General features: G+C 61.1%; 22 protein-coding genes and 4 pseudogenes. 15 read left to right on the top strand and 11 right to left on the bottom strand.

The window, feature by feature from the left end; genetic code table 11:
- Positions 1-201 precede the first annotated feature (201 nt).
- The 3 genes from HP547_RS03525 to HP547_RS03535 form a co-directional block, all read right to left on the bottom strand.
- A complete protein-coding gene (locus tag HP547_RS03525; RefSeq protein ID WP_172285523.1) occupies positions 202-1,077 on the bottom strand; it encodes an alpha/beta fold hydrolase in 876 nt (291 codons plus the stop codon).
- A complete protein-coding gene (locus tag HP547_RS03530; protein ID WP_172227090.1) occupies positions 1,074-2,600 on the bottom strand; it encodes an NAD(P)/FAD-dependent oxidoreductase in 1,527 nt (508 codons plus the stop codon). Before HP547_RS03530 ends, HP547_RS03525 begins: the two co-directional genes overlap by 4 nt.
- Positions 2,601-2,920: 320 nt before the next feature.
- A complete protein-coding gene (locus HP547_RS03535; protein WP_172230353.1) occupies positions 2,921-3,502 on the bottom strand; it encodes a TetR/AcrR family transcriptional regulator in 582 nt (193 codons plus the stop codon).
- A gap of 302 nt (positions 3,503-3,804) precedes the next feature.
- Between HP547_RS03535 and HP547_RS03540 the strand changes: the two genes are divergently transcribed.
- The 8 genes from HP547_RS03540 (at position 3,805) to HP547_RS03575 (ending at position 15,127) form a co-directional block, all read left to right on the top strand.
- Positions 3,805-4,692 (top strand): phytanoyl-CoA dioxygenase family protein, encoded by an 888-nt coding sequence (locus HP547_RS03540; protein ID WP_172230352.1) that lies wholly within the window; start codon positions 3,805-3,807, stop codon positions 4,690-4,692.
- A 66-nt stretch (positions 4,693-4,758) separates the two neighbouring features.
- Positions 4,759-6,126 (top strand): FAD-binding oxidoreductase, encoded by a 1,368-nt coding sequence (locus HP547_RS03545; protein ID WP_172285524.1) that lies wholly within the window; start codon positions 4,759-4,761, stop codon positions 6,124-6,126.
- Positions 6,127-6,200: 74 nt separating this feature from the next.
- Positions 6,201-6,863 (top strand): hypothetical protein, encoded by a 663-nt coding sequence (locus HP547_RS03550; protein WP_172285525.1) that lies wholly within the window; start codon positions 6,201-6,203, stop codon positions 6,861-6,863.
- Positions 6,864-7,351: 488 nt separating this feature from the next.
- Positions 7,352-8,773: a DUF1329 domain-containing protein gene (locus HP547_RS03555; RefSeq protein WP_172230349.1), complete on the top strand. Its 1,422-nt coding sequence runs from the start codon at positions 7,352-7,354 to the stop codon at positions 8,771-8,773.
- 24 nt (positions 8,774-8,797) lie between these two features.
- A complete protein-coding gene (locus HP547_RS03560; protein ID WP_372242851.1) occupies positions 8,798-10,444 on the top strand; it encodes a DUF1302 domain-containing protein in 1,647 nt (548 codons plus the stop codon).
- An 8-nt stretch (positions 10,445-10,452) separates the two neighbouring features.
- On the top strand, positions 10,453-12,867 hold the full coding sequence (locus tag HP547_RS03565; RefSeq protein ID WP_172285526.1) for an efflux RND transporter permease subunit: 2,415 nt from the start codon (positions 10,453-10,455) through the stop codon (positions 12,865-12,867).
- Between the two features lie 10 nt (positions 12,868-12,877).
- A complete protein-coding gene (locus tag HP547_RS03570) occupies positions 12,878-13,861 on the top strand; it encodes a YCF48-related protein (RefSeq protein WP_172285527.1) in 984 nt (327 codons plus the stop codon).
- A 12-nt stretch (positions 13,862-13,873) separates the two neighbouring features.
- The gene (locus tag HP547_RS03575; RefSeq protein WP_218583461.1) at positions 13,874-15,127 is read left to right on the top strand and encodes a CdaR family transcriptional regulator; all 1,254 of its coding nucleotides are present in this window, start codon (positions 13,874-13,876) and stop codon (positions 15,125-15,127) included.
- An 89-nt stretch (positions 15,128-15,216) separates the two neighbouring features.
- On the opposite strand, the pseudogene HP547_RS03580 reads toward HP547_RS03575, so the two are convergent.
- The 3 genes and pseudogenes from HP547_RS03580 to HP547_RS03590 all read right to left on the bottom strand — a co-directional run.
- A pseudogene (locus HP547_RS03580) lies at positions 15,217-15,306 on the bottom strand (NAD(P)-dependent oxidoreductase); the annotation flags it as partial.
- 128 nt (positions 15,307-15,434) lie between these two features.
- Positions 15,435-17,222: a thiamine pyrophosphate-requiring protein gene (locus HP547_RS03585; RefSeq protein ID WP_172285528.1), complete on the bottom strand. Its 1,788-nt coding sequence runs from the start codon at positions 17,220-17,222 to the stop codon at positions 15,435-15,437.
- 705 nt (positions 17,223-17,927) lie between these two features.
- A complete protein-coding gene (locus HP547_RS03590; protein ID WP_172227192.1) occupies positions 17,928-18,071 on the bottom strand; it encodes a hypothetical protein in 144 nt (47 codons plus the stop codon).
- A gap of 133 nt (positions 18,072-18,204) precedes the next feature.
- Between HP547_RS03590 and HP547_RS03595 the strand changes: the two genes are divergently transcribed.
- Together HP547_RS03595 and HP547_RS03600 are read left to right on the top strand one after the other, a co-directional pair.
- On the top strand, positions 18,205-18,918 hold the full coding sequence (locus tag HP547_RS03595) for a DUF72 domain-containing protein (RefSeq protein WP_172285529.1): 714 nt from the start codon (positions 18,205-18,207) through the stop codon (positions 18,916-18,918).
- A gap of 70 nt (positions 18,919-18,988) precedes the next feature.
- The gene (locus tag HP547_RS03600; RefSeq protein WP_172285530.1) at positions 18,989-19,219 is read left to right on the top strand and encodes a hypothetical protein; all 231 of its coding nucleotides are present in this window, start codon (positions 18,989-18,991) and stop codon (positions 19,217-19,219) included.
- 154 nt (positions 19,220-19,373) lie between these two features.
- On the opposite strand, the pseudogene HP547_RS03605 reads toward HP547_RS03600, so the two are convergent.
- The 3 genes and pseudogenes from HP547_RS03605 to HP547_RS03610 all read right to left on the bottom strand — a co-directional run.
- Positions 19,374-19,581, bottom strand: a pseudogene (locus HP547_RS03605) (low affinity iron permease family protein); the annotation flags it as partial.
- Positions 19,582-19,612: 31 nt separating this feature from the next.
- On the bottom strand, positions 19,613-19,861 hold the full coding sequence (locus tag HP547_RS29455; protein WP_256676245.1) for a hypothetical protein: 249 nt from the start codon (positions 19,859-19,861) through the stop codon (positions 19,613-19,615).
- A 145-nt stretch (positions 19,862-20,006) separates the two neighbouring features.
- Complete coding sequence (locus HP547_RS03610) at positions 20,007-20,810, bottom strand: OBAP family protein (protein WP_172285531.1); 804 nt, start codon at positions 20,808-20,810, stop codon at positions 20,007-20,009.
- Between the two features lie 168 nt (positions 20,811-20,978).
- Between HP547_RS03610 and HP547_RS03615 the strand changes: the two genes are divergently transcribed.
- The 3 genes and pseudogenes from HP547_RS03615 to HP547_RS03625 all read left to right on the top strand — a co-directional run bounded on the left by HP547_RS03615 (position 20,979) and on the right by HP547_RS03625 (position 22,303).
- A complete protein-coding gene (locus tag HP547_RS03615) occupies positions 20,979-21,266 on the top strand; it encodes a hypothetical protein (protein WP_172285532.1) in 288 nt (95 codons plus the stop codon).
- Between the two features lie 91 nt (positions 21,267-21,357).
- Positions 21,358-21,636 (top strand): annotated as a pseudogene (locus tag HP547_RS03620) (transposase); the annotation flags it as partial.
- A 229-nt stretch (positions 21,637-21,865) separates the two neighbouring features.
- A complete protein-coding gene (locus HP547_RS03625) occupies positions 21,866-22,303 on the top strand; it encodes an acetyltransferase (protein WP_172285533.1) in 438 nt (145 codons plus the stop codon).
- Between the two features lie 74 nt (positions 22,304-22,377).
- Here HP547_RS03625 and HP547_RS03630 read toward each other — a convergent pair.
- Positions 22,378-22,707, bottom strand: a pseudogene (locus tag HP547_RS03630) (transposase); the annotation flags it as partial.
- A gap of 258 nt (positions 22,708-22,965) precedes the next feature.
- Positions 22,966-23,880, bottom strand: a complete 915-nt coding sequence (locus HP547_RS03635) for a LysR family transcriptional regulator (RefSeq protein ID WP_256676246.1) — start codon at positions 23,878-23,880, stop codon at positions 22,966-22,968.
- Between the two features lie 206 nt (positions 23,881-24,086).
- Here HP547_RS03635 and HP547_RS03640 point away from each other — a divergent pair, with 206 nt between their 5' ends.
- Together HP547_RS03640 and HP547_RS03645 are read left to right on the top strand one after the other, a co-directional pair.
- Positions 24,087-25,112 carry a zinc-dependent alcohol dehydrogenase family protein gene (locus HP547_RS03640; RefSeq protein WP_172224216.1) on the top strand — a complete coding sequence of 342 codons (1,026 nt, stop codon included), beginning with the start codon at positions 24,087-24,089 and terminating at the stop codon, positions 25,110-25,112.
- 513 nt (positions 25,113-25,625) lie between these two features.
- A partial coding sequence (locus tag HP547_RS03645) for a hypothetical protein (protein WP_172285534.1) occupies positions 25,626-26,769 on the top strand: 1,144 nt, incomplete at its 3' end.

Raw genomic sequence — 26,769 nt, forward strand, 5'->3', positions numbered from 1 at the left:
TTGTTGTCATTGTCGAAAGGGCAGTGGAGGAGCATCCGCGCCTGGCCGTGTTTAACGGCTCGGGCGTGTAATGTGGGCCTGGCGGTTAGCCACGGGCCGGAATGTTGTTGTTTTGGGTCTTGCGTAAACCAGTTGCGAAAAGGGTCCAGCGGAATAAAAAGAGGGGCGACCAAGCGACGGGCCCCTAAAAGAAAATCTGTGCTATCGCATGTGTCCCGTCAGCAGGGACAGCAGCGTGCCCGACAGGCACGTCGGCAAGTCGTGCCCCATCCCGGGCAGCAGCACCAGGTTGGCGCCGCGGATCGCTGACGCCGTGGCAACCCCGCCGTTGGTGGCGACCATGAGGTCTTTGTCGCCATGAATGACCAGCGTGGGGCAGCGAATCCGCTGCAACTCCTGGGTACGGTCACCGGAGTTGATGATCGCGCCGATCTGCCTGGCGGTGCCGAGGTTGCAGGCCTCACCGCCACCGCGCGGCCAGGCCTGCGTGGCATAGTCACGCAAGGCCGGCTCGTTCCACTCCAGCCGCGAACCGATCAGCCCCATGATGTCCAGGTAGTCGCGAACGCTTTCGTGCTGGTTGCGCGGTGGGCGGCGCAGGAGCTGGAACAGGGCTTTGAGCGCCGGCTGGCCGACACGCAGCGAACCCGTGGTAGAGAAGATCGAGGTCAGGGTGCGGACGCGTTCGGGGTAACGTGCAGCGAGGGTCTGGGCGATCATGCCGCCCATCGACATCCCCAACACATGTGCCGTTTCCAGCTTCAAGCTGTCCATAAGCCCGATCACGTCGTTGGCCATATCACCCAGGTCATAGCCGGGTGTGCGCTTGCGCAGGAACTGCTGCAGGCTCGTGGGGGGCACCACATCCGTGAAGAACGAGCGGCCCGCGTCACGGTTGTCCAGCGTGATGACCCGCAAGCCTTGCGCGACCAGCCCGTCGATAAGCGGTTGTGGCCAGTAGGTCAGCTGCAGCCCGAGGCCGACGATGAGCACGACTGCCGGGGCGGTTTCGTCGCCATGGCTGCGATAGCAGAGCTTGCGCGTGCCCGCCAGCTCGCAGAAGCGGTCGGTGCTCATCGGCGGCTACCTTGCTGCTGCAATTGAACATCGGCGTGCGAGTGCGCATTGGGTACTGCAGTGAACTTCAGGCACTTGTCGGCCACTGTGCCGCGGCGCAGCAGTTTGACGTCCCGGAAGTAATCCATCGACATCACCCAGGGTTCGCACGGGCCCTGGCGCGGCATGCTGTCCAACGCGCGCTGCACGTACCCGGCACCAAAGTCGAGCAAGGGGCGGGTTTCGATGCCATCCGGCGCCCGGGGTTCGCAGACGTTGTAGCCTTCGCGCTCCATCAAACCCAGCAAGCGGCAGAAGTGGTCGCACAGCAGGCAGACTTTCAGGGTCCAGGACGAGTTGGTGTAGCCCACTGCGAACGCGAAATTGGGTACGCCGGAAAGCATCATGCCTTTGTAGGCCAGGGTCTCGCTCAACACCACCGGCTTGCCGTCCTTGTGCAGGCTGATGCCACCGAACAGTTGTACGTTCAGCCCCGTGGCGGTGACGATGATGTCGGCCTTGAGCATCTTGCCTGACTTGAGCAATACACCGAACTCGGTGAACCGCTCAATATGATCGGTGACGATATCGGCTTTGCCCGCGCTGATGGCTTTGAACAGATCGCCTTCGGGCACCGAGCACAGGCGCTGGTCCCAAGGGTTGTAGGGCGGGTTGAAATGCTCGTCGACCGGGTAGTCTTTTGGCAGCTCCTTGCGGGTCAGCCACAGCAGCAGTTTTTTTGAAAGCTTGGGGAAGCGCTGGCAGAAGCCCCAGAAAGCCAGGGTGATCTTGGCGTTCTTGTAGCGCGTCAGGGAATAGGCGGTTTGCGCGGGCAGGATCTTGCGCAGGAACGCTGCCACCCCATCATTGGCCGGCTGGTTGATGATGTATGAGGGCGTGCGCTGCAGCATGGTGATGCTGGCGACCTTGTCGGCCATGGCAGGAATCAGGGTTACCGCAGTTGCGCCACTGCCGATGACCACGACGCGCTTGCCGCTGTAGTCGAGGTTTTCCGGCCAGTGTTGCGGATGGATGATCTGGCCTTTGAACTGTTCCGAGCCCTCGAAGCGAGGGGTGAAACCTTGGTCGTAGCGGTAGTAGCCACCTGCGCTGAACAGCCAGCGGCACTCGAGGGTGCGCACCTGCGCCGTTTGACCCTCTTCGATGCGCACCGCCCACAGGCCCTTTTCACTTTGCCAGTTGGCCGAGACGACTTTCTGCTGGTACTGGATGAAGGGGGCCAACTGGTGCTCGTCGATGGCTTCGCCCAGGTACTCGAGAATATCCGCGGCGTCCGCCAGCGACTTGGCCTTGGTCCAAGGCTTGAAGTCGAAGCCGAAGGTGTACAGGTCCGAGTCGGAGCGGATGCCGGGGTAACGGAACAGGTCCCAGGTACCCCCCATGCGCTCGCGGGACTCGAGAATGGCAAAGGTCTTGTTCGGTTGATTGCGTCGCAGGTAGGCCGCCGCGCCAATGCCAGACACACCGGCCCCAATGATCAAAATATCGAGCGGCTCAACCGGAAGAGCAGTGTGAGAGGACATCTCGCCTCCTGATTATTGTGTTATAGAGACTGATCTTATGACTTGATCAAGTGACCAGAATAGGGCGGCCAACAATGCGCGACAAGGTGCAAAATGCACCAGGGCGCCATCGTTTTAGGATGATTTGCACATTCGTGGGCGGCGGAGCGCTGACTTTCGGGATGTCCCGGGACCCCGTTGAATCAGAGATTTACGATGTGTTCCATGAGGGGTGGATGTATTCGCGGGCAGGGCGGTGAGCGGCATGCTCGCTGGTGAATTGTCACAAACCTCTCGGATGCGCCGCGCCTGGTTACAGCACAGCGCATCCGCAAGGTGCCTCAGTAACTGGCCACCAGCAGCTTGACCGCCTGGCAGGCCGTGTCGGTTTCGGCCTCCAGGCGCGCGCGGTCGCCGTGGGCGGACCAGGCGAGCATCAAGCCGTCGAACAGGTTGATCAGTAAGCGGCTGATGGTGGTCAGTGCGGTTTGATCCAGCGCGCCGTCGGTGACTTTCACGATGGCCTGCTGGGCCGCGTCGAGGGAAACGGCATAGATCTTGGTCGCCATCTGCGGGTTGTTGCGCAGGTTCCAGCAAAACAGTTCGAACTGGGTGGTGGCCATTTCCGGGTGAGCCGTGAACCAGTTGACCAACTGGCGCAACATCTCGCCCACCGATTCCGCTGCCGTGGCGCCTGTGGGCACGTGTTGCAACGATTGTTGCGGCATGTTGATCAAGGACTCGTAGACCGCATAAAACAACTCGTCCTTGGTGTGGAAGACATAGTGCAACGACGCCAGAGGCGAGTCTGCCGCCGCTGCGATACGCCGGGTGGTGGCGTTGGCCACGCCATGTTCCGCGATCACCTTGACGGTGGCCTCGATGAAGTCCTGCCTGCGCTCTTCAGCGCCAATCCGAGCCATTGAGTTCTCCCTATTCGGTAGTGCCGCCAGCCCTTGGTCGGGTGTCGGCGGTGACGAATGCTATCGCAAGGTCATGTCTGGATCCATGCGTCGATGCAATCCCATGCCCTAGGGATAGCACAGCACGAAAATTAGTTTAATCAAACGACTTGATCAGCTGACCATGTTCGGTAATGATGAGTTCTCCACCGTGGCATCGCTGGACGAAGGTCGCGAACACTGTGGTTGGCACCGGTGGGCTAAGCCGGGTGGCCGAGGCTCACTGGACAGAACAACGACAAAACCAGACAGGTAGAACGCAGATGGATACACGAAAACTCTCGACGGTCGGCAGCGATGCCTCGGTCGAGCAAGTGGTGGAGATCATCCGGCGTGACGGTGGGGTCATCATTTCCGACTTCGTCTCGCCCGCCACACTGAAGTCCCTCACCGAAGAGCTGGACACCTGCTTGAAGGCCACGCCTTGCGGTGTCGACCCCTACTTCGCAGGCACGCAGACCCGGCGTGTCGCCCGTATCATCGGGCGCAGCGACACGGCGGTGGAGGTGGCGCTGAACCCGCTGTTCATCGGCGCGGCCCGGCAGATCCTGCAGACACCTACTCACGTCTGGGTAGGGAGCGACCGCATGGAGATCGCGCCTGATATTCAACTCAGCATTACCCAGGCCATCCAGATCGGGCCGGGCCAAGGTCTCCAGCCCCTGCACCGTGACGATGCGACTTCGCTGTGGCGCCACCCCCAGTACGGGCGTGAGGCGCGGCTGCAGATGATGCTGGCCATCTCGGATTTTACCGAAGAGAACGGTGCGACCCGGGTCATCCCCGGTAGTCATCTGTGGGATGACGAGCGTATGCCGACTCAGGAAGAGACTGTTGCCGCGCAAATGAAGGCCGGCTCGGTGTTGCTCTGGATGGGGTCGGTGTATCACGGCGGCGGTGCCAACACGTCCGACGCTCCACGCACCGGCCTGACGATGGCCTACGACCTGGCCTTCCTGCGCCTTGAAGAGAATCACTTCCTGTCCATTCCCATTGAGCGCGTGCGCCAGTTGCCTGCAGAAATGCAACGCCTGCTGGGCTGGAGTGCGAGCTCCACATTGCTGGGGTGGGTGGAAATCGATGGCCAGATGCGCGACCCGCAAGAGCTGCTGGGCATGGCGGACTTCACCGAACCGGGCAAAGGGTTCTGACGCTTCTGGGCCGCCATGTGGCGGCTCAGGGGGCAAGCCACAGTCGATTTTCCGGGAGCCATGTAAATGAATGCGTTGAACAAAGCAGCCCAGGGCAATGCAGCACCGTTGACGTTTCGTAGCCTGGGTGGATGGGTGGAGCGGCCAGGCGATTTGCAGCCGACGCTCCAAGGGCAGGCGCAGGCCGATGTCATCGTGGTCGGCGCCGGCTTTGCCGGCCTGTCGACCGCGTTGGAGCTGAGGGCGCTCGGCGCGGATGTCATCGTGCTGGAACAGGAGTTCGCCGGCTTCGGGGCCAGTGGCCGCAATGCGGGCTACCTGCTGGGCAGCATGGGGATTGAGTACGATATGTTCGTCAAGCGCGTGGGCATGGAGCAGGCAACGCAATTCGTCAGGTTCTATGACGAGGCTGTGCCCTACGTGGAAGGCCGATTCAAGACGCTGGCTATCGACTGCGACTACAACCCTTCGGGCGTGCTCCGGGCATGTGTTCATCCCAGCCAGGAGAAGCGCTTGCTGCAAAGCATGGCGCTGGGTCGCAAGCTGGGGGCGGTGAGCCGCTTTGTGGACGGTGTCGAGATGCGCGCGCGGGGTATCCCCCCCGCCTTTCTATTTGCCGCCGAGCAGTGTGGCGGCACCTTGAACCCAGGGAAGTACGTCGCCGGCCTGAGGCGTGCGGCCATCGAGGCAGGGGTGAAGCTTTACGAGCGCACACCGCTGCAGTCCTTCAGCGAAGGGCCGGTCATTACCTGCAAAACCGCGCAGGGCAGTGCGAGCGCCCCGGTGATGGTGCTGGCAACCAACGCCTATACGCCGCAGTTGGGGGTGTTGCGCAACAAGGTCGCGGCGATTCGGGTGTCGGCAATCGAAACTCAACCGTTGTCGACGCAGCAGTTGGCTGATCTGGGCTGGCAAGGACGGGAAGGGATCATCACCCCGCATTACACCATGGAGAGCCACCGCCTGACGGCGCACGGCACGATGGTACTGACCGTCAAGAAACTCGGTTATGTCTACGGTTCGAACACGCCCAATATCCCTGACCATACCGCCTACGCGGCATTGGCCCAGGTGCTGCGCGAGCGCTATCCGGCACTGCAAGGCCTTGGCGTGAAGCACTGTTGGAGTGGTTATGTCAGTGGCGCCTACGACTTCCTGCCGGTGATCGGCACCATGGGCGCGACACAGAATATTTACTACACCACTGGCTGCTCGGGCCACGGACTGGGCACTCAATCCTTGATCGGGAAGCTCTTTGCCGAGCAAATCAACGGCAAGGCGCCTGAACTGCTGGCGGCATTGCAACACAAAACGCCCTCCATGTTGCCTGAACCCTTGCAATGGTGCGTCATCCACTCTGGCTTTGCGGCAGCCAAGTTGCTGGATGACTGGACCGATAGAAAAGTGCGTAAAAGCAACGCCAATAAGGGCTGATTGCATTTGCTGTGCTTGTTCTATGCCCGGCATTTTAAAACTACGGCGCGCCCCTTTTGACAGAGGCTGTTATTGTGGAACTCATAGACGTATTCGCGTTGATCTCATGCGTGTTGCTGGTGGTGTGTGGCTTGGGTTATGGCACAGCATTTATCAGGCGCAAAAATTATCTGCTGGGTGTGGAGTTCTTGATTGTGGGTATTTCTGCAACGAACTTTACGGCGTTTATCGCGACGGGGTGGCAGGCTAATTATAATGTTGCCATTTTTCTCGATGCGTTTTCCCGCGGGGTCGGCGTGCCGATTATTGTCACACTCGGTTTGATGGCCGTGACGCATAATTACAAACCGTCGCCGACGAAGGATGTCCTATTGTTTTTGGCGGCTTTTATTTCTACGGCTATCTATTTCATGTCGTCGGCATTCAAAGCCTGGCTTCCCTATTTCTATGTACTGATGTGGTTGCTCGCCACGCTGTACCTGCTCTACTTCATGTGGCGGCTGGCGCGGGCGGGCGAGTTTCGGCACGCGCTGGCCACGCTCTTGGGCGCGGTCGCGGGGCTGACCATAGCGCTACGGTACGATTTCTTCCCGATTCCGGGGGATGAGACGAAGATGATATTCATGACCAGCGCGTTTCTGGTCTGGTCTTATTCCATGGCCCAGTTGTTCTATGCCTACCGTGCACTTCAGCGTTCCACTAAAGCTTCCGCCCAGGCCATGTCTCACTCCAATTGATATCAGCAGCAGCACCCTATCTTTTTGAAGATGGTTTCCGTGTGTGCAGGGTATGTTTTTCGGGACTCGCGGTTACTCCATGGCGGGCCGTAGGCCTGCTTTTTTGCCGCCCCTCGGGGCGGTTTTTTTATGGGTGATCCATTCGTATTGATAATGAGCCTGGATAAGCGGCGTGCCTAGGGTGTGCGGGCGCGCTAGTTGGCGAAGTGTTCAGGCGGTGCATTATAAACGAGCATCTTTCGGTAACACATGTTTCCTTAATTCCCAGTAAAGGGCAGGCGCCTGGCACGTATTAAACGACAACCAATGTTAACTAGCTGATTTACCTGATGTAATCCACCTGTCAAGCATTATGGCATGTGGTTTGCGTGTTGATCATCCGACATGGTCAGATGACCATGTCGGATGATCAAGATGTGCCAGGCACCGATTTTTCCGCCCGGAAAGATCGAGCAGCCGGCCCAAGCCCTATGTTCGAGGAACCCCTTATGAAAGAAGTCACTGCACGGCCGGAAGGTGAAGTTTCCGCCCGCCGTATTTTCAGGCAGCTGCTGGTTACCCTGGCGGCATCGGCCGCCATCTGTTCGGTGCAGGCCGCGCCCCAGGGGGCCGAGGCGCTGGGTTCGAAGCTGACGCCACTGGGCGGGGAGGTCGCCGCCAGCCCAAGCGGCGATATTCCGGCTTGGACAGCGCCGGGGCCGCAAGGGGCGGGCTGGAGCTATGGCCAGGTACGAGGGGAGCATTGGAAATTCAAGGGCGACAAACCTCTGTACAGCATCGACTCGAGCAATGTGGCGCAGCACGCGAGCAAGCTTGCTCCCGCCCAGCTGGAACTGTTCAAGAAGATTCCGGGCTACCGGATGGACGTCTACCCGACCCGCCGCACCTGCGACGCGCCGAATTTCGTGGCGCAGAACACTCGGCAGAACGTGGGTTTCGCCAAACTCGATGGCACAGGACTGGCGCTGGAGGAAGCCCATTTGCCGGGTGCGCCGTTCCCTTTGCCGAGCAGCGGCGCCGAGGTGATGTGGAACATGAAGATGCGCTACCGCGGCGTTGGCGTTGAACTGCCAAAAAGCATCTCGGGCATTTCCCCGCGCAAAGGCGGGGAGTGGCTGCGCCAGTCCACTGACCTCATCTTCTATACGCCCTGGGGCAAAAAAGGCAGCACGCTGTTCTCATCCGTCGGCCGTCTGGAGAACGCCGGTTTCTTCAGTTACCTGGAGCCCGCCGCACTGGCCGGCCAGGCTGCAGTGCAGACGGCCGTGGCCGGCGAGCAGGCGACGACTTTCTACTACTTCCCCGGCCAGCGGCGCGTGCGGCGCATGCCGTCGTATTCCTACGACGCGCCGCAGATCGGGCTGGATAACCAGTACAACGTCGACGAGGCGAATGTGTTCTTCGGCACCATGGACCGCTTCGACTGGAAACTGGTCGGCAAGCAGGAGCTGCTGGTGCCGTACAACGCCTTCGGCGCCTATGACACCAGCGCCAAGGCAGAGACCTTCGCGGGCAACGATTCGCTTGCGCCGCAGTCGCGCCGCTACGAGCTGCACCGCGTCTGGGTGGTCGAGGCCAAGGTCCGCGAGGGCATGCGCCACCAAGCGCCCAAGCGCATGTTCTACATCGATGAGGACAGCTGGAACCCCCTGCTGGCTGTCGACTACGACAAGCAAGGGCAGATCTGGAAGGTGCGTGAAGGCTTCTCTATCCCCGTGTACGAGACAGGTGCTTGCGATGTGCAGGCCCAGGTCCAGTACAACCTGGTCGATGGCCGTTATCTGTTCGACATGAGCTCGATCGGCGCGGGCAAGAACGATATCCGCTGGCTCACCGAGGACGGTAGCAGCCCCCGCCTCAAACGCGATTTCTTCACCTCCGACAACCTGCGAGCCATCAGCGAACGCTAAAACGACGTCAGATCGAGAGCCAGCATGAAAAAAATAATTAGCAAAGCATCAGGCCTTGTCATCGTGTGCGCGACCCCATTGGCAATGGGGTTCACCTTCGAAACCGAAACCCTTCATGGCTCGTTCGACTCCACCATCACCGCAGGCATGGGCCTGCGTACCGAGTCGCGCGGCTGCAACCTGATCAACCAGGGACCGACCGGGCACAATGTGCCCTCCGGCTGCCTGGCGCAGAGCTCGGGCGTGGCGGATCAGGGCGACCTGAACTACGACCGCGGCGATATGTTCACCAACTACCTCAAGGGCACCCACGAGCTGTTGCTGAAGATGCCCGAGGACGTCACCTTCATGGCGCGTGGCACCTGGATCCGCGACTTCGCCGCCACCGATACCACCGGCACGCTGTCGTTCAACACCCCTGAGAGTGTCGGCAGCAACGGGCTCAGCGACAATGCCCGTGACGACCTCGCTTTCAAGGCACGTCTGCTGGACCTCTGGGTGAGCAAAAGCTTCGACGTGGACGGGCAGCGGGTACGGGCGCGCTTGGGCAATCAGGTGATCAACTGGGGCGAGAGCCTGTTCGTGGCGGGCGGTATCAACAACACCAATGCCTACGACTATCAGGCCTTGGCGCGCCCCGGCGTGCAGCTCAAGGAGGCCGTGTTGCCGGCACCGATGCTCAGTGTTGCCTCGGGCCTGGGTGCTGGGGTCAATGTCGAGGCCTACTACCAGTTCCGCTGGAACAAGAGCGAGCTGCCGCCAGTGGGCAGCTACTGGTCCACCACCAACGCCCTCGGCGAGGGCAGGGGAGACTACGGGTACTCTGAGAAGAAGGCCAAGGACAGCGGCCAGTGGGGGCTTTCGCTGCGTTGGCAACCCGAGGACAGCGACGTTAACTATGGCTTCTATGTGATGCGCTATCACGACAAGTTGCCGTCTTTGCGCGTGGATATTCTTGACCCGGACACCTTCGCGGCGGCACCGACTTGGCGCTACCAGGAAGACCGGATGATGTACGGCATCAGCGCCAACATGCCGATCGGCGACTGGGCGGTGGGGACGGAGCTTTCGTACCGGCCGAAGGATTCGGTCATGCTCAACCCGGTCGTCGACCTGTGTGCGAGCAATGACGGCAAGTGCTGGAAGGACGAAAAGAAATTCCAGTGGCACCTGACCGGCCTGTACAGCTTCACACCGTCCAACTCCCCCACGCTGCTCGATTTCAGCGGGGCCAGCTCGGGCACCTTGGTGACCGAGCTGGTGGTCATCAGGTACCCGGGGCTGCATGACGAAGTGAATGGCGAGCCATTGGCTGCGGGGCTCAATACCTGGCAGCTGGACCCTGCAACCGCGCCGAAGCCGCGAGGCGACAAGACCTCATCGGGTATCAACCTGGATTTCAGCATGACCTACGACGGCACATTGTTGCCGGGCTGGCAGGTCACCCCGGGCATCTTCTACGCGCGGTCGCTAGGCGGGCGCACGCCGAACCTCACTGCCACCTTCACCGAAGATGCGAGCAGCATGAACCTGTACCTGAACTTCGTGCGCAACCCGGCCAGTTGGCAGATTTCCCTCAACTACGCCAAGTTCATGGGCGGCGATACCCCTTACGACCAGCTGTACCGTGACCGCGATTATGTCGGCGTCGCGATCTCCCGCACCTTGTGAGGCCTGCCGTGAACGGTTCCGTGAAACTCACTGAAATCCAGGCGCGAGGCGTGCTGCCGCGCGTCGAGCGTGTCCTGTTCGGGCATCGTCGGCTGGTGCTGGCGAGCCTGGCCGTGTTCACCCTGGTCATGGCGTGGTTCGCTGTGCAGCTGCGCATGGATGCCGGCTTCGAAAAGCAGCTGCCGGTCGGCCATGAATACATCGACACATTCCAGACGTACCGCAATGACCTGATGGGCGCCAACCGGCTGACCCTCGTGGTGAGGTCGCGCACAGGTGATATCTGGAGCGCCCCAGGCCTGAAGCGGCTGTATGACGTGACCCAGGCGGTGAGCTTCCTGCCAGGGGTTTCCCGCAGCAGTGTGCGTTCGTTGTGGACGCCCAATGCCTTCGTCAACGAGATCACCGAAGAAGGTTTTCGCGCCGATCCGTTGGTGCCGGGAACGGTTTCTCCCGAGCACTTGAACGACCAGGTCATCGCGGCGATCGCCAGCTCCACCTCGCAAGGGGGCTTTATTGGCACGCTGGTGTCCCGTGACCAGCGCAGTGCGATGATCACGGCGGAGCTCAATGAGTATGAGGCCGATGGCACCCACCTTGATTATGTCGCGTTCAATCATCGGCTGGAGCAAGCGATTCGTCAGCAGTTCGAGGACGGCGACTTCGAAATCCAGATCATCGGCTTCGCCAAGCAGATCGGCGACATTGCCGATGGCGCTTCAGCCGTGCTGGAGTTCTGCTTGCTGGCACTGTTGCTGACCGCCGCTGCGGTTTATTGGTATTGCCACTCGCTGCGCTTCACGCTGCTGGCGCTGGTGTGTTCACTGGCCTCGCTGGTCTGGCAGTTCGGCAGCCTGCGCTTGCTGGGCTTCGGCCTTGATCCGCTGGCGGTGCTGGTACCTTTTCTGGTGTTCGCCATCGGGGTGTCCCATGGGGTGCAGCAGATCAACTTCATCGTACGCGAGATAGCGGTTGGCAAGAGCGCAGAAGCGGCGGCGCGTTCGAGCTTCACCGGTTTGCTGATCCCGGGAACTCTGGCCCTGGTGACTGCACTGGTGTCGTTCGTGACGCTGCTGCTGATTCCTATCCCGATGGTGCGGGAGCTGGCCATCACGGCCTCGCTGGGCGTGGCGTACAAAATCATCACCAACCTGCTGATGCTGCCTTTGCTGGCTTCCATGCTGCGGGTCGATGACCGCTATGCGGCTACCCAGGAAGTTTCCCGGCAGCGCCGTACCCGCTGGCTGCGAGGCCTGTCCCGGCTCGCCGAGTGGCGTAACGCACAGTGGGTGCTTGGCGTGGCCCTGGTGATCTTTCTGGTGGCGATCTGGCAAAGCCACGACCGGGTCGTCGGCTCGTTGCAGGCGGGGGCCCCGGAGTTGCGTGAGGACTCGCGCTTCAATCGCGATGCCGTCTCCATCGCCACTAGCTACGACATTGGCCTGGACTGGCTCAGCGTGGTTTTCGAAGCCGGCCAGGGGGCCTCTGGTGAAGGCGGGGCGGCGGCCTGCGAGGATGTCGCGGCGGGTCAATACCAGGATCGTTTCGTCTGGGCCATGCAGGGTGTGCCCGGAGTGCTGTCGGTGGCTTCGTTCTCCAGCAACATGCGTCAGTTCAACGAGGGGTACAACGAGGGTAATCCCAAGATGGCCGCGGTGCCCATCGACCCTATGAACTACGCCGCGCTGGCCACCGAGGTGGCGCGTACGCCCGGGCTGGTGCGCACCGACTGCAGCATGTCCGCCGTGCACCTGTATCTGGCCGACCACAAGGCCACGACCATCAACCGGGTGGTGGAGGCCGCCAAGGCGTTCCGCAGCGAGTATCCGCAGCCCGGCCTGTCGATCCGCCTCGCCTCGGGCAACGCCGGTGTCCTGGCCGCCATCAACGAGGAAGTGGAGAAGAGCGAAACCCCCATGCTGCTTTACGTCTATGCCGCGATCGCGCTGCTGGTGTTCGCCGTCTACCGCGACCTGCGGGCGGTGCTGGTGTGCTGCCTGCCGCTGACCATCGGCACCTTCATCGGCTATTGGTTCATGAAGGAGCTGCAGATCGGCCTGACCATTGCCACCTTGCCGGTGATGGTGTTGGCCGTGGGCATTGGTGTCGACTACGCCTTCTACATCTACAACCGCCTGCAATTGCACCTGGCCCACGGCCAGCCGATTACCAAGGCGGTCGAGCACGCCTTGCTCGAGGTGGGCGTCGCCACGATCTTCACCGCCATCACCCTGGCCGTGGGCGTGGCCACCTGGGCGTTCTCGGACCTCAAGTTTCAGGCCGACATGGGCAAGCTGCTGGCCTTCATGTTCATCGTCAACATGGTCATGGCCATGACCGTGCTGCCGGCCTTCGCCGTCTGGCTGGAACGGGTATTCCCACGTAAGCGCCCTGTGCGCATGATCGGCGCGCTGGTGCACTGAGGAGAGAAGCATGAAGTTCAGGGTTTCATTAACCGCGGCCTTGCTCGCAGCCGCATTGCCGCTGATGTCGCTTCAGGCCGCGCCGTTGCAGGCCGTGCCGGCCATACAGGTGAGCAATGCCACGCAGGCCACCATGCTGGCCGCCGGCTTGGCGGGAGGGCGCATGGTGGCCGTGGGCGACCACGGTGTCGTGCTGTTGTCCGACGATCACGGCATGCAGTGGCGCCAGGCAAGGTCGGTACCGCTGTCCACACCGTTGACGGGCGTGTCTTTCGTGGATGCCAAACGTGGTTGGGCGGTTGGCCACTGGGGCGCGATCCTGGCCACCACCGATGGTGGGGAGTCCTGGCAGGTCCAGCGCCTGGCCACCGAAGAAGACCGGCCACTGTTCGCGGTGCACTTCTTCAATGCCCGGCAGGGTGTGGCGGTAGGCCTCTGGTCGTTGGTGCTGACCACCGTGGATGGAGGCCAGACGTGGGCCGAGCAGCCGGTGCAGGCCCCCCCTGGGGCCAAGCGGGCCGACCTCAACCTGATGGGGCTTTTTGCCGACAGTCGCGGCACGCTGTACGCCCCGGCCGAGCATGGGCAGGTACTGTACTCCGAGGACGAGGGGACAAACTGGCGTTACCTGGATACTGGCTACGAAGGCACACTGTGGTCAGGCGCGGTAATGGCCGATGGACGTCTGCTGCTGGGTGGCCAGCGCGGTACCCTGTTGCTGGGTTCAGCGGACGGCAAGGGCTTTCGCCGAGTGCCAACGCAAAGCAAGGGCTCTGTCACTTGCGTCGCGGTAGCCGGCTCTGGTGTGCTGGCGGTCGGGCTGGATGGGCTGAGCGTCAAGAGCAACGATGGCGGGCACAGTTTCCAGGAAACGCAGAGCGCTGATGGCCTCTCACTGACGGCGGCGTTGTTCAACGCCGAAGGCGTGCCTGTATTGTTTTCACGCCGAGGGGTAATGCCTGAACAGCACCATTTACCAGACGATTTTGAGTGATTTGCCCTGCCCATGACCAGCACACCATCGTCCTGGCCACGCCCCTCGGAAGCCGTTCGCGCGCTCATGCGCAAAGGCGCCGAACTCGCTCAGGCGCTGCCGTCGGAGTGGGTCGAGCGCCTCAATCAGGCGCTTTTGTCTTCAGCGGAAGATGCCAAACTGCTGGAGGACCCGGTCATCCTCGCGGCATGCCGGCGCGCCAACCGGGCAGAGTTGCTGCATTGGGCAAACGCCAATCTGCAGCGCCCTGGAGAGCCGGTGGAGCCCTACGTGTCTGCTGATATGGTGGACACGGCCAGGGAGCTTGCCCGCAGGGGGGGGGCCGAACTGCTGATGAATGTGGCAAGGTCGACACAAAACGCAGCCTGGGAGCTGTGGATGAAGATGGCGTTCAGCCTGACACAGGATCCACTGGAGCTCGAGGAGTTCCTGGAGGTTTCGTCGCGGTCGATCTCGGAATTCATCGACAGCAACATGCGTGTGGTGACCCAGATTGTCCTGGAAGTAAAGAGCGCCCAGGCGCATGACGATCCGATCGACAAACGCAGCCTGGTCACTCGGCTGCTCGATGGCAGGGATGTGGACGCGGAGCAGTTAGGCAGGCGACTGGGCTACAGCCTGGCTCAGAGGCACCATGCCTGCCTCGTCTGGAGCGAAATCCCGGACGCCGAGATTCGTCCTCTGGAGGATATGGCGCGCGCCCTGGCGCAGCTCACGGGTACGCTAGCGCCTCTGATCGTGTTCGCGGGCCCAGCGACCCTGTGGGCCTGGAGCAATGCGTCAAAGCCGCTGGATCTGCACCTGCTGCAAGGCGTCGCCCGGCAATTTCCGAAGATTCGCGCGGCGATCGGTTCGGCGGGCGCGGGGGTGAATGGCTTCCGGCGCTCGCACCTGGAAGCCTTGACCACCCAGCGGTTGATGGGGCGTTTGGCGGGTTCACCCGCAGTCGCCACGATCGATCAGGTGAGGATGGTGTCGTTGATGACACAGGATGCCCGCGCAGCCAGGCAGTTCGTCTTGAGCACGCTGGGGCGCCTGGCGACCGAGCCCTCGGTGCTTCAGCATTCGTTGCACGTCTTTCTGGCCAATGGCTGCAACGTCACCCAGACCGCGGAGGTGCTGGGTACCCATCGCAATACCTTGCTGCGCCGGCTCGAGCGCGCACAGGACCTGCTGCCTATCCCGTTTGCCGACCATCGCATCCAGATCGCTGCCGCACTCGAACTGGTGATCTGGAATACCCCATTAGCAAACGACGAGAAATAGAGGTGAAGGCAGACTTGGCTTCTGGCTGCGCACCGATGCCCAGGGACGTTTCGACAGCTTGTCGACTCCTCTAGTGGTAGCCAGCCACGTCAAAGGATCGGTTTACCGCCGGTGACAGCGTACCGGGAACCACTGATGTAGCTGGCCTCATCGGAGCCCAGTAATACATAAACTGGTGTGCTGCGAACGCTGCGTTCGCTGCGTTCGCTGCGTTCGCTGCGGCGCGCGGCGGTGCCGCCACTGCGAACAACATTGAAGCACGCCGCGTAAAGCTTAACCCGCGCCTGCGCGCGGGCTGCTGCTATCACTATTTTTTGCCGGGCAGTACTGAGCTCAGGACCTGCTTGGCGGTCTGCACGATGACACCTGCCTGATCGGGGTCTCCCTTGAGCAAGGTGCTGGCAAATTTCTTTGCCTGTTCCAGCTTGATGTGCGGGGGAAGGGGAGGCACGTTCGGGTCGGTCTTGAATTCGATCAACACCGGCCGGTCAGCCGCCAGCGCGCGTTCCCAAGCGCCGGCAATGTCTTCCTCCCGCTCCACATAGATGCCCTGCAAACCGATGGAAATGGCGAACAAGTGGTAGGGCACGTCGGGGATCGACTGTGACGCCTCGAACTTGGGGTCTCCTTCCATCACGCGTTGTTCCCAGGTGACCTGGTTGAGGTCTTCATTGTTGAACACCGCGCAGATCCACTTCGGGTTATCCCACTGGCGCCAGTACTTGGCCACGGTGATCAGTTCGGCCAGGTTGTTCATCTGCATCGCACCGTCACCTACCAACGCCACCACGCTTCGCTGCGGGTGGGCGAATTTGGCGGCGATGGCATAGGGCACCGCCGCGCCCATGCTCGCCAGTCCGCCGGACAGCGAGCACTGCATGCCCTGGCGGATCTGCAGATCGCGGGCAAACCAGTTGGCGCATGACCCCGAGTCGCTGGTGACGATGGCCTGATCAGGCAGGCGAGGGGAGAGTTCATGCACCACGCGTTGCGGGTTGATCGGGTCGGCTTTGACCAGCGCGCGTTTCTCCAGGGTCTTGTCCCAGTGCGCGCGCCAGCTTACGACCTTGTCGCGCCAGCGTCGCTCGCTTTTGCGCTCGAGCAGCGGCAGCAGGGCGCGCAGGGTTTCGGCGGCATCGCCCACCAGGTTGACTTCCATTGGATAGCGCAGGCTGAGCATGTCTGGTTGCAGGTCGATCTGCACCCCACGGGCCTGGCCTTCCTTGGGCAGGAACTCGGCATAGGGGAAGCCGGAGCCGATCATCAGCAAGGTGTCGCACTCGTTCATCAACTGGTAGCTCGGTTCAGTACCGAGCAGGCCGATGGCGCCGGTGACCCAGGGCAAATCGTCAGGCAGCACGGCCTTGCCGAGCAGCGCCTTGGCCACGCCGGCACCGAGCTTTTCGGCCACGGCTACGACCTGCTCGGTCGCTTGCAAGGCGCCGGCACCGACCAGGATTGCCACCTTTCGCCCGGCATTGAGCACTTCGGCCGCCCGTTGCAGGTCAGCGTCGAACGGCACGACCTTGGGCTTGCTGTAGCCAACGCCCGAATGCACCGTGCCGTGTGCCCTTGCCGGCTCCTGATAGGGCAGGTCCTGTACGTCATTGGGCAGGATGATGGCGGTGACCCGGCGTTCGCCGACGGCCGTCCGCACTGCGCGGTCGAGCAGGTGCCGCACCTGCTCCGGGGTCGATGCCTGCTGCACGAAGGCGCCGGCCACATCCTTGAACATCGACAACAGGTCGAGTTCTTGCTGGTAATGCCCGCCAAGCGCCGCACGCGCTTGCTGCCCGACGATGGCCAGTACCGGTTGGTGATCCATGCGAGCATCGTAGAGGCCGGTCAGCAGGTGTGAGGCGCCGGGGCCGGAAGTGGCGATGCACACGCCGAGCTCGCCGGTGAACTTGGCGTGAGCGCTGGCCATGAACGCGGCCATCTCTTCATGGCGGGCCTGAATGAATTCAATCTTGCCGTTGGCGCGGCTCAATGCACCAAATACGCCATTGATGCCATCCCCGGGATAGCCGAAGATTCGTCGAACGCCCCACTGGTACAAACGCTCGACCAGAAAGTCGCCTACTGTCGTTGTCATCGTCTTTTCCCTATCTGTGATCGATAGGGTCTGGACTGGGCCGCAAAGTGGAAAGTTTCAACAGGTTGTTCGTGGTCAGCCTGCAGGAACCTCTGATAGGTATGGCTTCTCAAGGCCTTCATCGCGCAAGAGCATGCGCAAGGTGTCGACTGGGATGCTTTGCCCCGCTGTGGGCGCGGGATTGCCGCCCCACAGGCATCGCGTCAGTTTCGCGCGGGTCAGCCGACATCATCCCCCTGAACCGCCACCTCCCGTGCCACCACCGCCCGAACCTCCACTTCCGCTACCTGAACCGGTGCCCGTGCCGGTCCCTGTGCCTCTGCTATCCGAACCGCCCATCCCGCTGCCACTGCCCGAACCATCGGTAGTGCCATCTCCGCCGGTATTGTCAGTGCCGTTGCTACCGGTACCGCCTGACCCGGTGCCCATGCCATCACCCGGTGTACCAGACCCGCTGGCGCCGCCGTTCATCTGGCCATCGTCTTGTGTCTGTGTGCCAGGGGCGCGCTGATCGTTCATGTTGGTAGCCGCCAGCACAATGGGGGCGCTCGCACCCAGGCACAGCGCCAATAGCCATGTATGAGGCTTCATTATCTTCATGATGAATCTCCTGTTTGCGGTAATTGCCTAGCGTTCGGCCAGGGGGAGGAGTGGGTCGTGCGATGCGGTCGACGGACGGGCCGACTTGTCAGGTCATCGAGGGGATCAACCGTCGGACTGCTCCTCAGGTGGAACCTGGCCGTCGGGCCAGTCTGGTGCCTCTTGCTCCGGTTCAGGCCTGGGGGCCGGCTCGCCGGGGTTATGTAGTACCTCGTCGATGTAAGGGTCGGGGCGGTCGGGGTCAATCATGGCGGGATCCTCTACGGTGGTTACCCCGCTTAGGTCGCCCTGATGAAGTGGCTGTTCCATCCGATTGCGTGAACGGAACGACAACCGGCCGTGGCGACTCCATTGCAGCAACAGCGTGCCAAGGAGTGCCATGATGATCCACGTGGGATGCGCGGGCTGGAGCTTGTCCCGTCAGTACGCCGATGAGTTCCAGCAGTCGGGTAGCCACTTGCAGCGCTATGCTGCGCGGTTTGGTGCCGTGGAGATCAACACCTCGTTCTATCGGCCGCACCTGCCTACCACTTACGCCCGCTGGGCTCACTCGGTACCGGAGTATTTCCGCTTCGCCGTCAAGCTGCCCAGGATCATCACCCACGAACTGCGTCTGGAAGGCTGTGAGGTTGCGCTAGATGTGTTTCTTGGCCAATGCCAGCAATTGGGTGACCGCCTGGGCTGCCTGCTCGTACAGCTGCCGCCATCGCTGGCCCATGATGCCAGCCGAGACCGGCGTTTCTTTGAACGCCTGCGCCAACGCCATGCCGGGCCGGTGGCGGTAGAGCCAAGGCACGCCAGTTGGCAAGCGGCGCAGCCGATGCTGATCGACTTGCGTATTGCCCAGGTGGCGGCGAGCCCTTCACGCTTCGTTGCCGATGCGCAACCTGCTGGCTGGCCTGGGTTGGTTTACTGGCGACTGCACGGCGAACCGAGGATCTACCACAGCGAGTATTCGCAGCAGTACCTGCAACAGCTGGCTGAGCGGCTGCAGCGCAGCCACGCTGCAGGCGCAGCTACCTGGTGCGTGTTCGACAATACGGCCTCCGGGGCGGCACTGGGTAACGCGCTGAGGCTCGAGCGGTACCTGCGCTGACGCGATCGGATCAAACTTTTTGCTGCCGTCGGGCTCTTCTGAGAACACTTTGCAATGTGAGGAGCAGCCCATGAAACATGACGATGGCAAGACTGGCGATGGTGATAAAGTCCCGCGGGTGCTTTCTTCTGAAGAGGCGCAGCAAGGCGAGCGAACCCCAAATCCGGTGCTCGAGCGCCCGGACCGGAATACCGAGGCAGTGGACAAGGTGATTACGCCTACCTCCATCAAGAAACAGGAAGAACAGACGCACCAGATTAATCAGCATCTTGCCGAGGCCGAAAAGAAGACCCGCCGCTGAAGACCTGATCAGGTGGCCGGGCGCTCGGCCCGGTTTGCCTGCCTGTGGTCTTATCTAAACAGTCTTTGCAACGCAAGCGAAGTCGAGCGGTAACATCAGATCGATGTGATGCCATGGCATTGAATTCAATTCGTTGCCTGAAAGAAATTTCACCTCAACTATTGGCGTCTTCGCTCGTGGTTTGAGCAGGCTCGGCGTCGGCATTAGCGCTGCCTGGTGGTGCTTCCTGATCACAGTTTTCGCCCATCCCGATATTCCTTGCGCAACGCATGCAACTGCCGGTTGTCCAGCCCTTCGAGGGCAAGGACGGAGCGCTCGGCGGACTTCGTCGCCCGGATCAGCTGGTTCAGCTTGAGGTGGATGAAACCCATCAGGCTGACCGTTGTGGTCTGGTCATGACTGCACCTGCGCCGCTGTGTTCTTTTTCCATCCCCTGAGGTTCATGAGACACAGCACTACCTGGAGCACAATCAACGCCCACGCTTGGGCATGCCATCCCCACACGGCCCACAGAACGTTACTTGCGATGAAGCAACAGAAGCCGACTTTTCGCCGCCCAGGGCGCCGCGATCCTATCCACCAAGCTGCCAATACGGTCACTGCCATCGCAGGCCATTCCAGCATTCCGATCCAGCTTCCCATCACGTCATTCCAATCGTTTTCATTGAGTCCGATACGGGTGTGTTGCGGTCAATTCGCTTGCCCGGTAACCAGGTGTCCCTGAGGGTTTCGAGTACAGTATGAAGGGCTGGGTTCCACATCCAAGGCTGCTGAACGCTCTGCCGTTTCAACTACTCGGCGCGCTCGCTCGGCTGTTCGCCTCGTCAGCTGTCGATGTGGCGGGGCGGTGCAGATGGGCTCCGGTTGGATCGGTGATCTGAATGACGGTACCGTGCTGCCAGCCATTCGCCAGAGGATCAGCCGCAGGTACTTGAATATCAGCTCGCTGAGCCTTTGTTTTTGCCGCATCCACTCGCAGGCGCCGATTGCGTTGTTCGACCATCGTTGGGTCAGCCTGGCCCTCGGCAGTGAAGCCCATCATCAACTGCGGCACGCCCACAGGGAGCGCTTTGTCCTGGTCGGTATGCCACGTGTGCCAGGTCTTCCCGTAGGTACGGGCAAGCCGTTTCATCAGCAGATGTTCAGCAGGCGCAGGGATGCCGGGAGCGACCAGCTGCCCAGAGGAAACCTCAAAGCCATGACTATGCCACATAGCCTTCTCCTTGGCCGCAAGCCCAGCAAAGAGCTTTTCGTCGATGATGTACTCGACGCCCATGATCTTCGCATCTTTCGCATTGCCATCGAATATCACGCACTGAATGACATCCTCGTTGAGGATGGAGCAGTAGTGATGCGCTTCCATCTGTACACCGGGGTGGCCGTTGTAGAAGTGGAATCCATCCAGATAGGCGTTGATGGCGTCGATGGGGGGCTTGGACTGCAACGTCGCCGCTCCGGCTTCAAGCATCTGGGTTTGAACTGACGCGGGCCTGCCTGGTGGCTCTACAGGTGACTTGGTCTCGGGCGTAGAGCAGGCCCACAGTAGGCAGCAGGTAAGGGGCAGGGCTACGGCTGGCAGGAACTGTCGCATGAGAAATGCTCTGGCTAATGTCAATAGACGACAGCACCAACCTGTAAAGGAGGCAGTTCGACCGACAAACGGCACCCTTCGACATCAAGGTTTGCGCGCGGGCCAGGCGAGGTCCTATCACCCTGCGACCACACCTGCGCCAGCGCGCACGTATGGTTCGAAGACGAGATGCTCAACCCATTCATCGGTGCCCGCCTGGGTATTCCGGTGGACGACTACAACGGTGAAAACTTCGACCACAGCGGGCTGGACTTCATCGGTGACGCCAGTTTGCTCACCGTATCCCGCGAGGGGATGCCGACCGGTCGCGCAGGCCTGCTGCGGCCGGGCGGCTTATGCTTTGGGCGCGTGGCGATTTCATGGATGGCAGGCATGAGCGTTCTCCCGGATCTATTGAGGGGATGGCAAGGAATAATCCTTACGTGGTCAATCTTGGTTTTGCTGATCGGGCGCTAGGCACTGTAAGAAATCCCGAGAAACCCAATCGCCGCGCCTCCGGCGCTGAGATTTTGTAGAGTCCCCGCCATCTGCGGAAAGGAATCCTGTGATGGCAAAGCGTTATGAACTCTCGGACGAGGCCTGGGATGTGGTCTCCAATCTTTTCATCGAAAACCATGGCCGGGGCCGGCCGCGCCTGAGCGACCGCCTGATGCTCGATGGCGTGCTCTGGGTGCTCTGCTCGGGTGCTGCATGGCGAGATATGCCAGAGCGATTTGGCCCGTGGTCAACGGTGTATCAACAGTTCCGAGGTTGGCGAAACCAGGGGACATTCGATCAGATGCTCAAACGCTTGCAGCTCAGGCTGAATGAAAAGGGCATGATTGAACCGGCCCGACCACCCTCTGTTAGGTATGCTTCCACCATTCCCTTCCGTAATTTTTTATTGACACCCCAAAAGCCTCTCAGTATCGTCCTTCTTCCCTCCTTTCCGGCTACTTCCGCCGTGAACCGCCCAGGCGTTAACTCGCGAAGCGGTCATACAAGTTGCCGACACTTATACGGTCGCTATCTACTAGCGCGCCTCATTTCCGATATCAAGTGTTAAGGATGATTCTATGATCATTCGTCAGGCTACTAACGCCGACCATCCGCAACTGCTCAACATTTGGCTGCGCTCCGTTCGCGCCACACATCACTTCCTGCAAGAATCCGATATTGAGGCATTGCTCCCTCAGCTCCGCGATATTTACCTGCCCGCTGTTGAATTATGGGTTGCGGTAGATGCCGAGGACTGCCCGCTAGGGTTCATCGGTCTTGATGAAAACCACGTAGAGATGCTCTTCATCGAACCAGATCTGCGAGGGAAAGGGATTGGCCGCGCACTGCTGGATCATGCCCGCAGTTCGCGCAGTCAGATGAGTGTTGATGTGAATGAACAGAACCCCGAAGCGGTAGGGTTCTATTTACATTACGGATTTGTTCAAACAGGTCGTTCTCCGCTGGATGGCGAGGGCCGCCCCTTCCCCTTGCTGCACCTGAGCCTGCCCGGCTAGAGCTGTAGTAGTGAATCGCTCCTAAGCTTCTGCTTCGGGGCGATTCATTATTCAGCAGGCCGGCATCCATTGATTTCATCGCTCATGCCCCGCGCTTGGCGTTCGATCTCGTATAAGCCGCTGATTGAGTGCAGGGCCTGTTCGGCCAGCTGACTTTTGTTCGCCATGTGCAGATCAAAGAACTTGCGACGGGCGTGGGCCATGCAGCCGATTTCAGTGATGCCTTGTTCGAAACCGGCTTTGTAGCCAGCGAAGTCGTCGCAGACCAGCTTGCTGTTCCAGTCGCCCAGGAAGTTGCGCGCATGTTCGCCAGCACGGCTTGGGCTGAAGTCGTAAACCACCGCTTTGAGCACCGAAAACGGCGTCGTGCTGTAGGCCCAGACATAGGCCCGATCGGCAAACTTGGCCACCATCACGTGGGCCAACAGGCCTGCGGTTTCTTCAGTCCTCTTCCCTATTTGCCAAGCTTTCCCTGCAAGCCAAATGCTTAGGAGTTTTTTTTGTGTCGGGGGCGCTGAGCGTCTTCGGTTGGTGGCATCATTTTCAAATCAGCCACCGCATCCCCTCAAATATACCCAAAATGTCGCAATTAGCAGAAGTAGACGGCCATTCGAGGCATGAAAAAGGCAGAGATGATCAGCTAGCAAGCAGGCGCGAAGCCCCTAAAGACTATCAGGGTCGCCAAAAAACATCTGTATCCGCGACCGCAACCACCGCTCCGCCGGGTCATTGTCCTGCGCCCCGCGCCAGGCCATGTGCAGCTCGAAACTGCGCACCGGCAGCGGAAGATCCTCGGCCCGCAAGCCACCGGCCGCGGTCAGCACCTGCGCCGTATAGTCCGGCACCGTGGCGACTATATCGGTCCCGGCGAGCAAACTCCCCAGCCCATTGAACTGCGGCACCGCCAGCACCACATGACGCTTGCGGCCAATCTCGTCCAGGGCTTCGTCGATAAAGCCGGACAAATCGCCGGCAAACGACACCAGCGCATGCGGCCGGGCACAGAAGTCGTCCAGGGTGATGCTGCCGGGCACGCTGTCGGCCCGCAGCAGTTTCGGCATGCTGCGGCGCAATATCTTGCGCTTGGCGTTGGCCGGCAGGTCACTGGTGTAGCTGACCCCCACCGAAATCTCACCCGAGGCCAGCAGGGTGGGCATCAGCAGGTAGTTGACCCGCCGCACCACCAGCACGATACCCGGCGCTTCGGCACGGATGCGCTTGAGCAGCTGAGGCAACAGGGCGAATTCGGCATCGTCCGAGAGGCCGACGCGGAACACGGCGTTGCTGGTGGCGGGGTCGAACTCGGCGGCGCGGCTGACGGCGGTGGAAATGGAGTCCAGCGCTGGCGACAGCAGGGCGAAGATCTCGTTGGCCCGCGCCGAGGGCTCCATGCTGCGGCCGGTGCGCACGAACAACGGGTCGTCGAACAGGTTGCGCAGGCGCGACAGGGCCGCGCTGATGGCCGGCTGGCCGAGGAACAGTTTTTCCGCAGCGCGGGTCACGCTGCGCTCATGCATCAGCGTTTCGAACACGATCAGCAGGTTGAGGTCTACGCGACGCAGGTCGTTTCGATTCATCGGTGCGCTTCGCCTAAAGTGGGGCAGGGGTGAATCTTAAGGCCAAAGGCTGTTACCCTGCACGGGTTTAGGGGTACCAATCGCAGGGAAAGTCGGGTGCCCAATCGATGACAAGCATGTCGACTATTAATGACCACTGATGGTCTAACTGGAAAAGCCCGGATAAAGTCAGTGGTAATTAGAGGTTCACAAAGGCGAGGTATGCGATGTCCCGCATGATCCGTTTCCACAAGTTCGGCGCTGCCGATGTGCTCCGTTGCGAGGAGCAGGCCGAACCGTCACCGGCAAACGACGAGGTGCAGATCCGCGTCGAAGCGGTGGGCGTCAGCTGGTATGACGTGCTCTGGCGCCAGAACCTGGCGCCGTCCCAGGCGCGCCTGCCAGCGGGCATCGGCCACGAAATGGCCGGGGTGGTGACTGCGGTCGGTGAAGGGGTCGAGGACATTGCGGTGGGCGATCGGGTTGCCAGCTTCCCGGCCACCAGTGCCAACGACCACCCGGTGTATGGCGATGTCATCGTGCTGCCGCGCACGGCCATTACCCGCTACCCGGATGTGCTCACGCCGATTGAGGCCAGCGTGCACTACACGCCCCTGCTGATTGCCTATTTTGCCTACGTCGACCTGGCCCGGGCCAAGGCCGGGCAGACCGCGCTGGTCACCGATGCCAGCCATTGTGCAGGCCCTGCCTTCGTGCAGTTGGGCAAAGCCCTGGGGTTGAAGGTGTTCGCCGCTACCAAAGAGCCCGAGCAGCGTGAATACCTGCTGGGCCTGGGCGCCGACAAGGTGATCGTCACCGAAGAACAGGACCTGCTGTTGCAGGTGGGCAAGTACACCGATGGCCGTGGTGTGGACATGGTCCTTGACGGCATGGGCGGGCCGCAGATGTCGCTGTTGGGCGATGTGCTGGCGCCGCGTGGCAGCCTGGTCCTGTATGGCCTGCAAGGCGGCAACCAGACGCCGTTCCCGGCCTGTGCGGCGTTCCAGAAGAACATCCAGTTCTACGTGCACTGCATCGGCAACTTCACCGGCAAGCCGGAGCTGGGCATCAGTCAGGACCAGGTCGCCCTGCAGCGCGCCTTGCGCGATATCAACCAGTTCACTGCCGACCAGTTGCTGACACCCCAGATCATAAAGGTGTACCCGTTCGAGCAGGTCGTGGAGGCGCATCGCTACATGGACCAATGCCCCTGCGGTGGGCGGGTGGTGCTGGACATGGCGCAACACGCATAGCGGCTTGCCGTATGTGGAAACCCGGGCGAAGTCCCGGGTTTTTTGTGGCCGGCACAAAATTATTTACGCGCTGAAAATAGGAAGATTCCTACAATAAAAAGCGGAGTGCCTTACATATAATTCGATAGCTTCTGCGTTCTCGGAAATATCCCGCCAATTATTCATCCTTGAACTATTCATGCTTGCCCTTCAATCTGGTCGCGCTCCTTGGCTGAATGGTTTTTTTACCCGGATCTGTATCTTTCATTCGCACTGCATCCCTCGATAATGGCCCAATGATAGTTTGCGCAAGGAGCGTGATATGAGCATGGCTATGCCTGGGTCAATGGGGTGTGTGGCGGCTGAGGGCTGGTGTGTCGGTGCGTTTTTCTCGATGGCCTGGCGACAGTGATTGATTGCGTCATTACTTCTTTACGTGTGTAGCAAATTTCTGCTGGGTAAGCGCAATACATGTTGAGTCCGAAGTGCTCGATTCTTCATGTATTGACTGCCTGATGTTGATGAGGTGATTTCGTGACTGCTATTCACGACCAGGCAATGCAGTATATCTACCAGCAAGTACTCGAACGCTTGCTGAGTCATATGTCCCAGGCTCAGCGCGCGTCCGTGCAGTTGCTGATACAGCGGCTGCTGGTTGCCGCCGGTGGCCCTGAGTACATCGGTACCTTCCGTTTGCTGGTGCTGCAAGGCAGCGATCGGCGCAGTGTCCGGTTACTGGCCATGTTGCGCGCCGCGCAACTGAGTATCGCCCTGCGTTCTCCGGTAACCTTTCAGTTGCGGGTACTGGTGGCCAGCCTGCCAACAGCCGACAGCACCACGCTGGAGGACCATGAACGCAGTTTCAATGCCCTGTTCATGCAGGACGACTCGCGGGTGCAGTTGCAGATGATAGAGGGGCGCGAAGCGGTGGCATTCGGCAGCCGCCCCTCGGCAGACACTGAACCCTGGCTACTGGCGAGGGATGCCATGCTGATGTTCGGCCACCTGGTCGATGCCCGGCCCGAAGCCCTGCTGGGTAGCCGCCTGCACCTGGAGCTGGCGGACGCCGTGGGCTTTGCGCTGCAGGCACCTGCACCTGCCGACGCGCTGGTTACGGCCATTCCGGCGCTGCAGCGGCGCCGTTACCTCGCCTGGGCACGGCGTAACCTGCGCCTGGCAGGCGCGCGCGGCCCACATGGGCTGCAGTGCCTGGCGGCGCTGGCGCGCGGGCTGAGCCGGTTGCACGGCGCCGCCAGAATACCGCCGGCCAGTTTCGCCGAGCCGGCGGCGGGCGCGGCAGTGGATGATGCGCCGGTGCGGGTGATCGCCGTTGATGACCTGCTGCCACATTTGCTTGAGGAGCAGCCGCTGGATGCCATGCTGGGTTTTACCTTCGAGGCTGGCGCGGATGCCTGGCCGTTGGCGGCGTTCGCTGACCCGCTGGCACTGGCCCGACTGCACGAGCTGCGTGCCCGCAGTATCGAGCCCCAGGCCGGTCGCCCGGCGTTGCGGTTGGCGGGGCAGGCGGGCGATGAGCAGCGGCGCGACATGCATCAACTGCAACTCGGCAAAGCCTACGGCATCAACCAGACCCAACTGGTATGCCTGCTGTTCAGCCCCTTTGCCAGGCAGGGGAAAAATCTCGAGCGTTTTCTGTTGTGCAGGCACGCTGACATGC

The sequence above is a fragment of the Pseudomonas sp. CM27 genome (assembly GCF_013179515.1).
GTDB lineage: Bacteria > Pseudomonadota > Gammaproteobacteria > Pseudomonadales > Pseudomonadaceae > Aquipseudomonas.